10 protein-coding genes and 1 pseudogene are annotated in these 13915 nt (G+C 65.3%); 10 read left to right on the top strand and 1 reads right to left on the bottom strand.

Features of this window, described 5'->3' with window-relative positions:
- The 4 genes from WA702_RS10715 to WA702_RS10700 all read left to right on the top strand — a co-directional run.
- Window positions 1-1464, top strand: a 1464-nt coding sequence (locus tag WA702_RS10715) for a stimulus-sensing domain-containing protein (RefSeq protein WP_425110490.1), incomplete at its 5' end; no start/stop codon positions are given.
- A 33-nt stretch (window positions 1465-1497) separates the two neighbouring features.
- Entirely contained in the window at window positions 1498-2034 is a 537-nt protein-coding gene (locus WA702_RS10710; protein WP_425110489.1) for an HPr kinase/phosphorylase, read from the top strand.
- A 132-nt stretch (window positions 2035-2166) separates the two neighbouring features.
- Complete coding sequence (locus WA702_RS10705) at window positions 2167-2568, top strand: PTS sugar transporter subunit IIA (RefSeq protein WP_422282408.1); 402 nt, start codon at window positions 2167-2169, stop codon at window positions 2566-2568.
- Entirely contained in the window at window positions 2565-2894 is a 330-nt protein-coding gene (locus tag WA702_RS10700) for an HPr family phosphocarrier protein (protein ID WP_425110488.1), read from the top strand. The genes WA702_RS10705 and WA702_RS10700 overlap by 4 nt, the downstream gene beginning before the upstream one ends.
- A gap of 133 nt (window positions 2895-3027) precedes the next feature.
- Here the strand turns inward: WA702_RS10700 and WA702_RS10695 are convergent, their stop codons facing one another.
- Window positions 3028-4635: a glycosyltransferase family 39 protein gene (locus WA702_RS10695; RefSeq protein WP_425110487.1), complete on the bottom strand. Its 1608-nt coding sequence runs from the start codon at window positions 4633-4635 to the stop codon at window positions 3028-3030.
- Window positions 4636-4751: 116 nt separating this feature from the next.
- On the opposite strand from WA702_RS10695, the gene lepA reads away from it, so the two are divergent.
- The 6 genes and pseudogenes from lepA to WA702_RS10665 all read left to right on the top strand — a co-directional run.
- Complete coding sequence (lepA, locus tag WA702_RS10690; protein ID WP_425110486.1) at window positions 4752-6563, top strand: translation elongation factor 4; 1812 nt, start codon at window positions 4752-4754, stop codon at window positions 6561-6563.
- A gap of 317 nt (window positions 6564-6880) precedes the next feature.
- Window positions 6881-8029 carry an acyl-CoA dehydrogenase family protein gene (locus WA702_RS10685; RefSeq protein ID WP_425110485.1) on the top strand — a complete coding sequence of 383 codons (1149 nt, stop codon included), beginning with the start codon at window positions 6881-6883 and terminating at the stop codon, window positions 8027-8029.
- Between the two features lie 112 nt (window positions 8030-8141).
- Window positions 8142-10112, top strand: a complete 1971-nt coding sequence (locus WA702_RS10680) for a methyl-accepting chemotaxis protein (protein ID WP_425110484.1) — start codon at window positions 8142-8144, stop codon at window positions 10110-10112.
- Window positions 10113-10299: 187 nt separating this feature from the next.
- Window positions 10300-12267, top strand: a complete 1968-nt coding sequence (locus tag WA702_RS10675) for a methyl-accepting chemotaxis protein (RefSeq protein WP_425110483.1) — start codon at window positions 10300-10302, stop codon at window positions 12265-12267.
- A gap of 206 nt (window positions 12268-12473) precedes the next feature.
- Window positions 12474-13409, top strand: a complete 936-nt coding sequence (gene mepA / locus WA702_RS10670) for a penicillin-insensitive murein endopeptidase (RefSeq protein WP_425110482.1) — start codon at window positions 12474-12476, stop codon at window positions 13407-13409.
- A 227-nt stretch (window positions 13410-13636) separates the two neighbouring features.
- A pseudogene (locus WA702_RS10665) lies at window positions 13637-13915 on the top strand (hypothetical protein); the annotation flags it as partial.

Genomic DNA, 13915 nt, shown 5'->3' with positions numbered 1-13915 from the left:
ATCACGATCGATCCCGACCGCCTGCTCGACCTCAAGCCCGGCGAGACGTACGGCGCGCCGGACAAATATTCGCCGCTCGACTTCCCGATCAATCCCGAACGCGTCGCGCCGGTGCTGCGCACGCTGATCCAGCCGACCAAGACCCGCGCCCGCATCTACGATCCGAATGGCGACCTGCTGCTCGACAGCCGCAGCCTGGAGAACGTGGTACGCATCAACCTGCCGCCGCTGTCCTCGCAACGGCCAGGGATCATCGAGCGTGCCCTGATCGCGGTGCGCACCTGGCTCAATCGCGGCGACCTGCCGCTCTATCGCGAGCAAGGGCCGGACAACGGCAACGCCTATGAGGAGGTCGCCGGCGCGTTGCAGGGCGACAATCGCAGCAAGGTCCGGGTCAATTCGCGCGGCGAGGTGATCGTCTCGGTCGCCGTGCCGGTGCAGCGCTCGCTCGCCATTCACGGTGCGCTGATGCTCTCGACCCAGGGCGACGACATCGACCAGATGGTGACGGCCGAGCGCCTCGCAATTCTCAAGGTCGGCGGCGTGGCATCAGCGGTGATGATCGTGCTGTCGCTGCTGCTCGCCAGCACCATCGCCGGTCCCGTGCGGCGGCTGGCCGACAGTGCGGAACGGGTGCGCCGACGTATCAAGACCCGGGTCGAGATTCCCGATTTCACCCGCCGCCGCGACGAGATCGGTCACCTCTCCGGCGCGCTGCGCGACATGACCGATGCGCTCTACAACCGGATCGAGGCGATCGAGATGTTCGCCGCCGACGTGTCGCACGAGTTGAAGAATCCGCTGACCTCGCTGCGCTCGGCGGTCGAGACGCTGCCGCTGGCCCGTACCGAATCCAGCCGTAGCCGCCTGCTCGCGGTGATCGAGCATGACGTGAAGCGCCTCGACCGGCTGATCTCCGACATTTCCGACGCCAGCCGGCTCGACGCCGAGCTGCAGCGCCAGGATATGACCCTGGTCGACCTGCGCCGGCTGCTGACCACCCTGACTTCGGTCGCCAACGAGACCCGGCTCGGCCACGACGTCGCGGTCGAGGTGCGCTTCGAAGGCCGCGGCCCGGGCGACAGCTTCTCGGTGCCGGGCCATGATTCCCGCCTCGGACAGGTGGTCTCGAACCTCTTGTCCAACGCGCAGTCGTTCTCGGCGGAGGGCGGCAAGGTCCGCATCGTCTGCCGCCGGATTCGCTCCGAGATCGAGATCGTGGTCGACGACGATGGTCCGGGCATCCGCGACGACGCCTTGCTGCGGATCTTCGAGCGCTTCTACACCGATCGGCCGCATCAGGGCTTTGGCCAGAATTCAGGCCTCGGCCTCTCGATCTCCAAGCAGATCATCGAGGCCCATGGCGGGCGCATCTGGGCCGAGAACCGACTCGGACCGACGGATGACGAGGGCAAGCCGACGGTCACCGGCGCTCGCTTTGTCGTGCGGTTGCCGGCGTCGTGAGCGCGCCGGTTCGTGAAAGGTGGGGCTGAAATCATGCACGAGCCGCCGCCAAAGACTGGTCCTAGCATTCACGCCTCGGCCGTCAAAGTCGGCGCGCAGGCCGTCCTGATCCGCGGCCCGTCGGGCGCCGGCAAGTCGCGGCTGGCGCTCGAGCTGATCATGGCCGGCCGGTCGGGACAGCTTCCACCGGCCATTCTGGTCGGCGATGACCGTGTCCGTCTCGACACACGTGGCGAAGAAGTGTGGGTCCGCCCTGTCGAACAATTGGCCGGCTTGATCGAGATTCGCGGGCTCGGCATCCGTGCCTGCGATTTCGCTGATGAGGCCAGGGTCGGATTCGTTGTCGATTTGATGGCAGAGGACGCCGAACGGCTGCCCTCGGCAGAGGCGATGCGCACCTCAATTCAGGGTATTTTGTTACCTAGAATTCCAGTCGGCGCCGCTTTCGCGCCCTTTTTGCTGGTCGCAGCAGCTCTGATTACCGCCGAAACTTCATATTCCGGTAATCTTTCGGCCAATTGTGTGAAGGGGATTGGTAACCATATCAGCCGCACTATCGCGACCGAATAGACCGGCGCCACTTCCCCCTTTCGCAAGTCAGATCTCACGGCGAAGGCAAACATCCCCTCTTGCGCGGGGGCTCTGGATGGTCAAAGTGGCGCGTTCGTGCGGTGCACCCAAGGCGCCCGCGAGGAGTATCCGATGATTGGCCTGGTATTGGTGACCCATGGGCGCCTCGCCGACGAGTTCAGGGCGGCGCTGGAACATGTCATGGGTCCTCAAAAACAAATCGAAGCCGTGACAATCGGCGCCGACGACGATTCAGATCTTTGTCGTAGCGATATCATTGAAGCGGTGAATCGCGTTGATAGCGGCGATGGCGTTGCCATCCTGACCGATATGTTCGGCGGTACGCCGTCGAACCTTGCAATTTCCTGCATGAGCCGTCCCAAGGTGGAGGTGCTCGCAGGGATCAACCTTCCGATGCTGGTCAAGCTCGCGAAGGTCCGCGAAGAGCGCTCGCTTCCCGATGCGATCGCGATGGCCCAGGAAGCCGGCCGCAAATACGTCACCATCGCCAGTCGCGTGCTGGCCGGCAAATGAGCGATGACGACGCCCCTCAGGACCATGTGGCCGGACCGGGCGTGCCGCCAGACGCATTGTCTCGCGAACTCCTCATCACCAACAAGCGCGGCCTGCACGCGCGTGCCTCAGCCAAATTCGTTCAAATGGTCGAGCGCTTCCAGGCGGAGGTGTGGGTGACCCGTGGCGGCGAGACCGTCGGCGGCCGCTCCATCATGGGCCTGATGATGCTCGCAGCCGCGCCCGGCACCACCATCCTGGTCTCGGTGGCGGGACAAGAGGCCGAGGCCGCGTTGCAGGCGATTACCGAGCTGGTGAACGACAAGTTCCACGAAGAAGGCGTGTGAGCCCAGTTCGTCATTCCGGGGCGCTCGCGGAGCGAGCGAACCCGGAATCTCGAAGTGAGCTGCGACGTCGCAAAACAATCTCGAGATTCCGGGCTCGCCGCTGGCGCGGCGCCCCGGAATGACGTGCTCTGGACTACTTCCCCGGCGGCGCGACGAACACCTTCCACTCGATCGATGGGCCCGCGACACCGCGGAAAAAGCGCTGGGTGGTCATGACCAGCTGCTCCGCGTTCGGCCCGTGCTGCTTCATCCAGGCCTCGCAATTGGCGATCCTGTTGTCGGTGGTGTCGCAGACGCCGATGAAGCCGTAGCGCTTGAGATCGTCGAGCGAGGTCAGACCCGAGCCCCAGGTCTCGTCCTCCGGCGTGTAGGGCACCGTATACGGCCGCGGATGATCCGTGCTGTAGAAGGTCATCGGCGTGTTCATCTCCGAATAGCCGGCGGCAACGGCCCAGGGCGTGCCGACGCGCGCGTGCCAGATCTCGGTCAGTTCGCGCGCCAATTGCGAGCGCGCGCCATAGCCGGTGGTGCCATTGGGATTGTCCTTCATCTCGCGCAGCGCGATCGAGGGCGAGGCGACCAGGGTCGCCACCGATAACACCAACCAAAGCACGGTGAGCCGCACCACCGCCACCTTGCGCAACCTCAAAGCCGGAATCGCGACCAGCGCCAACGGCACCAGGAAGAACAGCGAGATGCCCCAATCTGTCTTGACGTAGATAGTGAAGGCCAGCCCGCCGAGCGGCGGCCCAATCGCGACGATCGCCTGCACCAGCCAGACGTTCAGCGCCTGCGCAGTGTCGACGCCCGTATTGGGACCCCGCTTCCAGTTGCGCCAGATGTGCCGCAGCGGCCAGGCCATCACCAGCGCCGCCAGTACCATCGGCAGCGCCAACAGCGCCAGATTGTGCCCGACATAGCCGAGCACGAGCTGCGCGCTGCGCCAGCGGTCCGACAGGCTGTAGACGTCGCCGGCATAGGTCAGCGGCACGAAGTCGACGTCGACCAGCCAGGCAAGATGTGGGATCAGCACCACCAGCATGGTGACGATCCCGACCCAGGGCGCAGACGATTTCAGGAACCTGGCACGGTCCGGACGGATCAGCGCCGCCAGCCCGATGGCGCCAATCATGGTCAGCACCCAGTACTTGGTCAGCAACGCCAGCGCGCCGGCGATACCGAGCCAGAGGCCGGAGACGGTGCTCCGCTTCTCGAAGGCGTTGAGATAGGCCAACATCAAAAGCGGCAGCGTGACCAGTTGCAGCAGGTCCGGATTGTATTTGAAGCCTTTGAAATTAAAAATCGGGTAGAGCGCGAGCATCACCACGGTGAAGAAGGCGCGGCGGCGATCGACCACTTTCAGGCTGACGAACCAGCAGATCACGAGCCCCACGCTCAGCGTGGTCATCGCCAGCGCATAGGTGGCCCAGTCCTTGACCGGGAAGACCATGAACCAGAGCCCGGCGATCCAGCCCGACAGCGGCGGATGCTTGCCATATCCAAGCAGGAACTTCTGTCCCCAGGCATAGGCCTCCGCGACGTCCATGTGGATGTCCTGCGCGGCCTTCAGGTTGACCAGGATCACGGTCCAGATCACGGCATGGACGACCGCGAAGCTGATCACCAGCCAGGTCGAGGTGGCGGGATCACTGACGCGGGCGGCAAGCCACGCCGACAGCCGCGCCACCGGAGAACGGCTGCGTGGTCGAGCGGTGGCAGGCAGGACAGAGGCGGTCGACATGGCCCCGTCAGTACTCGGTTTTGGGGCGCGTTGGAATCAGCTTGCCGTGAAGAATGCTCCTTGAATTTCAGCAATATGGTTGCTGCTTTGGGGCCTGAATGCTATTGCCGCGGCGCATGACGACCGCCCCCATTCCGAACATCCGCAACTTCTCCATTGTCGCCCATATCGACCATGGAAAGTCGACCTTGGCCGACCGCCTGATCCAGCTGACGGGTGGCCTGTCGGACCGCGAAATGGCGGGCAAGGAGCAGGTGCTCGATTCGATGGACATCGAGCGCGAGCGCGGCATCACCATCAAGGCGCAGACGGTGCGGCTGCAATACCATGCCAAGGACGGCAAGGACTACATCTTCAACCTGATGGACACGCCCGGCCACGTCGACTTCGCCTACGAGGTCTCGCGGTCGCTGGCGGCCTGCGAGGGCTCGCTGCTGGTGGTCGACGCCAGCCAAGGCGTCGAGGCGCAGACGCTCGCCAATGTCTACCAGGCGCTCGACAACAATCATGAGATCGTTCCGGTCCTCAACAAGATCGACCTGCCGGCCGCCGAGCCCGACAAGATCAAGCAGCAGATCGAGGACGTGATCGGCATCGACGCCTCCGACGCGGTGATGATCTCGGCCAAGACCGGCCTCGGCATCCCCGACGTGCTGGAGGCGATCGTCACCCGCCTGCCGCCGCCGCAGGGCGATCGCGCGGCGACCTTGAAGGCGCTGCTGGTCGACAGCTGGTACGATGTCTATCTCGGCGTCGTGGTGCTGATCCGCGTCGTCGACGGCGTGATGAAGAAGGGCAGCCGGGTCAGAATGATGGGCACCGGCGCGGCCTATGACATCGAGCGGGTCGGCTTCTTCACCCCGAAGATGACCCAGGTCGACGAGCTCGGCCCCGGCGAGATCGGCTTCATCACCGCCGCGATCAAGGAAGTGGCCGACACCCGGGTCGGTGACACCATCACCGACGACAGGAAGCCGGTTGCCGAGATGCTGCCCGGCTTCAAGCCGGCCATCCCCGTGGTGTTCTGCGGCCTGTTCCCGGTCGACGCCGACGATTTCGAGACGTTGCGCGGCGCGATGGGCAAGCTGCGCCTCAACGACGCCAGCTTCTCGTTCGAGATGGAAACATCCGCCGCGCTCGGCTTTGGCTTCCGCTGCGGCTTCCTCGGCCTGTTGCACCTGGAAATCATCCAGGAGCGGCTCAGCCGCGAGTTCGATCTCAATTTGATCGCGACCGCGCCCAGCGTCATCTACAAGATGAAGCTGACCGACGGCACCGAGATCGAGATTCACAATCCGGTCGACATGCCCGACGTGGTCAAGATCGCCGAGATCCAGGAGCCATGGATCGAAGCCACCATCCTGACGCCGGACGAGTATCTCGGCAGCGTGCTGAAGCTGTGCCAGGACCGCCGCGGCAATCAGAAAGAGCTGACCTATGTCGGCGCCCGCGCGATGGTGAAATATGATCTGCCGCTCAACGAAGTCGTGTTCGACTTCTACGACCGGCTGAAATCGGTCTCCAAGGGCTACGCCTCGTTCGACTATCATCTGACCGACTACAAGCCGGCCGATCTGGTCAAGATGCAGATCCTGGTCAACAACGAGCCGGTCGACGCGCTGTCGATGCTGGTGCACCGCACCCGCGCGGAAGGCCGTGGCCGCGCCATGGTCGAGAAGATGAAGGAGCTGATCCCGCCGCACATGTTCCAGATCCCGATCCAGGCGGCGATCGGCGGCAAGGTGATCGCGCGCGAGACGGTGCGCGCGCTGCGCAAGGACGTCACCGCGAAGTGCTATGGCGGCGACATCACCCGTAAACGAAAACTTCTGGAGAAGCAGAAGGAAGGCAAGAAGAAGATGCGGCAGTTCGGCAAGGTCGACATCCCGCAGGAAGCCTTCATCGCCGCGTTGAAGGTGGATAGCTGAGAGCGCGCGCCATCCGACGGATTCTGTCGCCTCGATCATCGGAGCAGTTGCAAGCGCGCGATCTTCGCCTGCCGTCATTGCGAGCGAAGCGAAGCAATCCAGCGTCGAGAAGAAAGCCTGGATTGCTTCGTCGCTTTGCTCCTCGCAATGACGAGAGCTGAACGCCAAACCTGATCCAGCCATGACATCGCCAGATTGGTAGGCCTGCTACCTTCTCTTCCCAATCATGCGCGGACGCTTTTCCCGTCTTGCCCTCTCGCGCCAGATGCATCACCATCGCACCTCTGGAGACCCCGACAAGAGGGCGAGGAAACGCGATGAACAGGCTTCCGGCGCTTGGGTTGGTCGAGCGCGCGCGTGCGCTGCAGTCCCTGATTTCACACGAGGCGCCCGAGGGAGAGCGGAACCGGCGGCTCACCGAACCTGTGGTCGCAGCCCTGATCGAGAATGGCCTTTATCGCGCGCTGCTGCCCACGAGCCTCGGCGGCGCCGAGGCACCGCCCATGATCTTCATGGAGATGGTAGAGGAAATCGCCAAGGCCGACGCGTCGACCGCCTGGTGTCTCGGGCAGTGCTCGGTCTGCGCGATGATCTCGGCCTATCTCGACCATGACGTGGCCCACGAGATCTTCAACGCGCCGCCCGGCATCCTGGCCTGGGGCGCCATCAATCACGCGGTGACTACGGTCGACGGCGGCTATTTGGCCAATGCGCGCTGGGATTTCGCCTCGGGCTCGCGACAGGCGAGCTGGCTCGGGGCTCATGTGCGGATCGTCGAAGCGGATGGCAAGCCGCGGCTGAAAGCGGACGGCACGGCGGAGGTGCGCACCATTCTGTTTCCGGTCGGCAGCGCCACGATGCATGCAGTCTGGGACGTGATCGGGCTGAATGCGACCGGCACCGATTCCTACTCGGTCGAGAATCTGTTCGTTCCCGACCGGTTCGCCGCATTGCGCGACGAGCCGAGCGCGCTGCGCGAGCACGGCCCGCTCTACAAGATCCCGACCAATTCGGTCTACAGCCTCGGCTTCTCCGCGCTCTCGCTCGGCGTTGCCAGGGCGACGCTGGATGCCGCGATCGCACTGGCGCGCTCCAAGACACCGCAGGGCCTGAAGGCGATGCGCGACAACAACGCGGTGCAGAGCCTCGTAGCCCGAACCGAGGCGCAGCTGCGCGCGGCACGCGCCTATCTCTACGCCACGGCGGACGCGATGTGGCGCGATCTCATCGCAACCGGCGTACTCAGCGCGTATCATCGCAACGCCGTGCGGCTGGCCACGACCTGGACCATTCATCAGTCGGCCGCCATCGTCGACACCGCCTATCACATGGCGGGTGCGACCGCGGTGTTCCGCTCCAATCCGTTCGAGCGACGCCTGCGCGACATGCACGCGATCGCGCAGCAGCTCCAGGCCCGCGACCAGCATTTCGAGGAGGTCGGCAAGGCGCTGATCGAGACGACGTGAGCGCGCGCGATGACAGACGAACAGCCGAGCCCGTAGTTTCACGGAAGAACGCTTATTAAGTATTTTCCTGCAATTTTCCGAAAGCTCTCGTTCAGCACAATTCGGAAATTGCATGTTTCAGCTTCGATCGATTTCAGCCCGCCTGATCCTCGCGATTTCCGTTACGGCAGCAGTAGCCGCGGCGGTGCTCGGCACATTTTCGCTGATGACACAGCATTCGCTGACCCAGCTCGCGCTCGAACGGGAGCTCAAGCTGCAATATGACGGCGTCATCGCCGCCGTGGAGTATGAGGGCCGCGCGGCGCTTGCGGTGACTGCCGTGGTCGCGGCGATGCCTTCCGTCCAGGACGCAGTCGCGCGGGGCGACCGCGACGCCTTGATGGCCCTGCTCGGCGACTCGCAGACGGCTTTGACGAAACTCGGCCTGCCGCAATTCAATTTCGAGACGCCGCCGGCGACGATGTTGCTGCGCGTCCGTGATCCCAAGGCGTTCGGCGACGATATCTCGGCGCGCCGCACCACGATCGTGGAATCGAACCGGACCGGCAAGCAGATATCCGGCGTCGAGATGGGCCGCGACTCGCTCGCCATCTTCTCGATGACGCCAATCATGCGCGACGGCAAAAGCCTCGCGGTCGTCGAGGACGGCCTTCCATTTGGCAAGGAATTCGTCGAGCGCGCCAAGCGGAGGTTCGGCGTCGATCTCGCGGTGCACGGCTTCAACGGCAAATCGCTGGTCAAGCTGGCTTCGACCTTCGGCAACGAGGACGTCGCCACGCCGGACGAATTGAAGCGCGTCTATGAGGGGCGCGAGTCGATCAGCCGGGAAACCACTCTCGGCGGGCGTCCGGTCGCGGTCTATGCGGGGCAGATCAAGAATTACGTCGGTCAGCCGGTCGCGGTGCTGGAGATCGTGAAGGACACTACGCAGTATGACGCCGCGGCCGCCAATGCCCGTCGCACGCTGCTGTTCGGCGCGCTCGCCATTCTGGCGGGCGCCGCGCTGGTCGCTTTCTTCCTGGGTCGGGGCATGTCGCGTCCGCTGGCGGCGATCACGGCGGTGATGCACCGACTGTCGAGCGGCGACACCAGCGTCGCCATTCCCGGCGGCGAACGCCGCGACGAGCTCGGCACCATGGCGCAGGCCGTCGATATCTTCCGCCGCAACATGATCGAGACATTGTCGCTGCGCGAGGCTCAGGAGGCCGACAAGCACAGTGCACAACAGGAGAAGCAGGCGCTGCAGCAGCAGATGGCCGATCGCTTCGAGGCCGACGTCAAGGGCGTGGTCTCGGCCGTGACCAAGGCGACCACGGACATGCAACGAGTCGCCCGCGAGATCACCTCAAGCGTCGCCGGCACCTCCGGACAGACCGCGGCCGCGGCGGCCGCCTCCGAGGAAGCCTCGACCAGCGTTTCCACCGTCGCCGCTGCCACCGAGGAGCTGGCCTCCTCTGTCGCCGAGATCGGCCGTCAGGTCGGCCATTCCGCTGACGTCGCGGAAGCCGCCGTCGGCAAGGCGCAGCAGACCACCGCGATGGTAAGCGGCCTTGCTGCCGCCGCCGAGAAGATCGGCGATGTGCTGCGGCTGATCGATGCAATCGCGAGCCAAACCAATTTGCTGGCGCTGAACGCCACCATCGAGGCGGCGCGCGCCGGCGAAGCCGGTCGCGGCTTTGCGGTGGTCGCCGCCGAAGTGAAGGAGCTGGCGAGCCAGACCGCGAAGGCGACCGAGGAAATCGCAGGGCAGGTCAACGCGATCCAGTCCGCAACCGGCGAATGCGTGCAAGCCATCAATGGCATCAGCGGGACCATCCGCGAGATCTCCAGCGTTGCCACCGCGATCGCGGCGGCGGTGGAGCAGCAGGATTCGGCGACGCGGGAAATCGCCCGCAGCGTGCAGCAGGTCGCCGCCGGTACCAACCAGGTGTCGCAAAACGTCAACGGCGCGAGCCAGGCGGCGGACCAGTCGCGCCGGCTCGCCGACAATGTGACAACGGCCGCCAGCGATCTCGGCGGGCACGCCAACGACATGGTCAGAAGCATCGACACCTTCCTGGCCCGGCTACGCGAGGCGGCGTAGCGACGCGACCGGCCTTGCCGGCAATACAACCGGAAGTAGCTGATCGCCATGGCAAGTGACGCTCATACCGAGTTGCGCGACCAGCGGCGCTCAAAAAACGGGTATGCCAGTAGCGTTTCCGTAGCTTTACGTAGGCGAACCTTAATAACTGTCTGGGAACTTGCTCGCAGACGCGAGGACTATCTCCATGTTTAAATTTCGATCGATCTCGGCCCGCCTGATCCTGGCGCTGTCACTGACAGTCGCGATCGCGTGCGGCGTGCTTGGGACCTTCTCGGTGCTGCAACAGCGCTCGCTGACGCAGCTGGCGCTGGAGCAGCAGCTGAAACTGCAGTTCGACAGCGTCATCGCGGCGGTCGACTATGAGGGCCGCTCGGCGCTGGCGGTATCGGCCGCCCTGGCCGCGCTGCCACCGGTCGGAGATGCCATCGCCAAGGGCGACCGCGAAGGACTGGGCGCTCTCCTGCTCGACGCCAACAAGGCGCTCAAGGAACAGGGCATCCCGCTGATTTCGATCCAGACGCCGCCCGGCATTACCTTCTACCGTGTCCACGAGCCGAAGGTCTTCGGCGACGACGTGACCAAGCGCCGTATCACGGTGGTGGAGGCGCTGCGTGCGGGCAAGCAGATTGCCGGCGTCGAGCAGAGCCGGCTCTCGCTCGGCATCTTCGGCATGACGCCGATCATGCGCGACGGCAAGAGCCTGGCGAACATCGATATCGGCGCAGCGTTCGGCAAGGAATTCGTCGATCGCGCCAAGCAGCGTTTCGGCATCGATCTCGCCGTCGACTGGTTCAGCGACGGCCAGTTCAAGCGGCTGTCCTCGACCTTCGGCGACGAGGCCGTCTCCACCCAGGCCGAGCTGAAGGCCGTGTTCGACGGCAAGCCGCTGCATCGCGATGCCACGCTCGGCGGGCATCCCTCCGCGCTCTATGTCGGCCAGATCAAGAACTACGCCGGCGAGCCGGTCGCGATCCTCGAAGTCATCAAGGACACCACGGCCTATGAGGCGGCGGCCGCCAGCGCGCAGCGCGAGCTGATCGCCGGCACGGTCGCGATCCTGCTCGCCGCAGTGCTGATCGCGCTGTTCGTGGCGCGCGGCATCTCGCGCCCGCTGGGGTCGATCACGGCGGTGATGCACCGGCTGTCGAGCGGCGACACCGCCGTCGCAATCCCCGGCGGCGACCGCAAGGACGAGCTCGGCACCATGGCGCAGGCGGTCGACGTCTTCCGCCGCAACATGATCGAGACGCAGAGCCTGCGCGAGGCGCAGGAAGCGGCCCAGCACCAGGCCGCGGCGGAGAAGCGGATCCTGCAGCGGCAGATGGCCGACCGCTTCGAGGCCGACGTCAAGGGCGTCGTCGCCGCGGTGGCCAAGGCCACGACGGAGATGGAACGCGTCGTCGGCGAGATCACGGCGAGCGTCAACGGCACCTCGCAGCGTGCAGTCGCCGCAGCCGCAGCGACGGAGGAGGCTTCGACCGGCGTGTCGACCGTTGCCGCCGCCTCCGAGCAGCTCGCCACCTCGGTCACCGAGATCGGCCGTCAGGTGGCGCATTCCTCCGATGTCGCCGGTGCCGCCGTCGTCAAGGCCAAGAAGACCACGGAGATGGTCGGCGGGCTCGCTGCAGCAGCCGAGAAGATCGGCGACGTGCTGCGGCTGATCGATGCGATCGCCAGCCAGACCAATCTGCTCGCGCTCAACGCCACCATCGAGGCCGCGCGCGCTGGCGAGGCCGGCCGCGGCTTCGCGGTGGTCGCCTCGGAGGTGAAGGAACTCGCCGGACAGACCGCCAAGGCGACCGAGGAGATCGCCGGCCAGGTCTCGTCGATCCAGGCCGCCACCTCCGACTGCGTCAGCGCGATCGGCGGCATCAGCGGCACGATCCAGGAGATCAGCGGCATTGCGGCGGCGATCGCCGCTGCCGTCGAGGAGCAGAGCTCGGCCACCCGCGAGATCGCACGCAGCGTCCAGCAGGCCGCCGCCGGCACCAATGAAGTGTCCAAGAACGTCACCGGGGCCAGCAACGCTGCCGAGCAGTCGCGCCTGCTCGCCGACAACGTCAAGACGGCGGCAGGCGAACTCGGCCAGCACGCCAACCATTTGTTCACGAGCATCGACACCTTCCTGGCGGGCCTGCGCGACGCGGCGTAGCCTCGCTGCGCAACCGCTTCCCAAAGCCGAGCTGCGCCGCTGCATCGCGCGGGCGCTGACCTACCATCTGCACCGGCGCAAGGCGCCACCGAAGGAACGCGAGATGTTATCGCTTCGTGAGGCAAGATGCAGTCAGCAGGCGATCACGGCATGAAGTGACGATTTGTGCCGCATTCCGTGCTATCCTCTTCCAACAGAGAGATGCGATGCACGCCCGCCTGATGACCACAGCGCTGCTGGCCCTGTTCCTCTCCGCCGGCATGGCGCAGGCGCAGGATAAGGGCAGCCTCACGCCGCAGCCATTGCCGCCGCTGGCCTCCCCCGACGATCCCGCGACGCCGGCTCGCGAGCTGTTCGCGCGCAAGCTGCTGCCGGCCGCCCTGCCGCTCGAGGTGATCGGGAGCTACAGCAAGGGCTGCATCGCCGGTGCCCAGCAAATGCCGATCAACGGCGACACCTGGCAGGTGATGCGGCTGTCACGCAACCGCAACTGGGGCCATCCGGCGCTGATCGCGCTGTTGAAGCGGCTGTCGGCCAAAGCCCACAAGGACGCCGGCTGGCCCGGCATCCTGGTCGGCGACATCGGCCAGCCGCGCGGCGGCCCCGCTTTGAGCGGACATGCCAGCCACCAGATCGGGCTCGACGCTGACATCTGGCTGACGCCGATGCCGGCGCATCGACTGTCACGCAACGACCGCGAGGAAATGTCGGCGGTGATGATGGTGCGGCCTGACCGGCTCGACATCGATCCCCGCGTGTTCACGTCATCCCATCTCGCCGTGATCCGCGATGCGGCGCGGGAGCCGTCGGTGCAGCGGATCTTCGTCAATGCCGCGATCAAAAAAGCGTTGTGCCGCCAGGCCAAGGGCGATCGCAGCTGGCTGTCCAAGGTGCGGCCTTGGTGGGGCCACGACTATCATTTCCACATCCGGATGCGCTGCCCTGAAGGCGCCAGCGAATGCCAGGGCCAGAAGGACCAGGAAGGTGGCGACGGCTGCGGCGACCTCGGCTATTGGTTCTCGAACGCGGTGCTGCATCCGCCGCCGCCCAAGGAGCCGCCGAAGCCGGTGCAACCGACGACGATGGCGCAACTGCCGCCCGCCTGCCGGGCCGTGCTGGATGCGCCGGACGCCAAGCCGTGAACGCGGCGGCATAACCGGATTGCGATCATCGCGTCATTGGAATGCGCTATGATGGCTGTGGCACGCCGTCAGCGCGCCGAGCGAACCCGGGATGGTGATCCCGCCTCTCCTGCCCTGATCAATCGTGCAGCGGCGCACGCCGTTCCGGTACGTCTCACCAGCATCTTGCGAGTTATCACCATGATCCTTCCCTTCCGTTCGCATCTTTCGCTCGCGTTGCGCTCGCTTTGCCCGGCGCGACCTCTGCGTTCGCAGCGGAAGAACCGAGCGGCTGCGACAAGTCCAAATGGGACATCACCCACGCCCGCACGGCGCTGACCGCGCCCGACCGTACCAAGGTCGCCTCGGGCAACGAATTCGCTGACATGCCGACCTCCGGTTTCACCCTCGATCTGGTGAAGCCGGCTGAGGCCAAGCTGCCGATGGCACCTGACCGCGCGCCAAAGGACGGCACCTTCGCGGGCTTCACGAAGATTGCGGCCGTGCCGAAAGCCGGCCTCTACACC

The organism is Bradyrhizobium sp. (assembly GCF_049798375.1).
In the GTDB taxonomy this organism is placed as follows: Bacteria; Pseudomonadota; Alphaproteobacteria; order Rhizobiales; family Xanthobacteraceae; genus Bradyrhizobium.
This window is presented reverse-complemented; position numbering and strand designations above follow the sequence as displayed.

Bases quoted from the DNA above. Each gene is read 5' to 3' on its own strand.
- WA702_RS10710 (WP_425110489.1), top strand. From the start codon at position 1,498: ATGCACGAGCCGCCGCCAAAGACTGGTCCTAGCATTCACGCCTCGGCC.
- WA702_RS10705 (WP_422282408.1), top strand. From the start codon at position 2,167: ATGATTGGCCTGGTATTGGTGACCCATGGGCGCCTCGCCGACGAGTTC.
- WA702_RS10700 (WP_425110488.1), top strand. From the start codon at position 2,565: ATGAGCGATGACGACGCCCCTCAGGACCATGTGGCCGGACCGGGCGTG.
- WA702_RS10695 (WP_425110487.1), bottom strand. From the start codon at position 4,635: ATGTCGACCGCCTCTGTCCTGCCTGCCACCGCTCGACCACGCAGCCGT.
- lepA (WP_425110486.1), top strand. From the start codon at position 4,752: ATGACGACCGCCCCCATTCCGAACATCCGCAACTTCTCCATTGTCGCC.
- WA702_RS10685 (WP_425110485.1), top strand. From the start codon at position 6,881: ATGAACAGGCTTCCGGCGCTTGGGTTGGTCGAGCGCGCGCGTGCGCTG.
- WA702_RS10680 (WP_425110484.1), top strand. From the start codon at position 8,142: ATGTTTCAGCTTCGATCGATTTCAGCCCGCCTGATCCTCGCGATTTCC.
- WA702_RS10675 (WP_425110483.1), top strand. From the start codon at position 10,300: ATGTTTAAATTTCGATCGATCTCGGCCCGCCTGATCCTGGCGCTGTCA.
- mepA (WP_425110482.1), top strand. From the start codon at position 12,474: ATGCACGCCCGCCTGATGACCACAGCGCTGCTGGCCCTGTTCCTCTCC.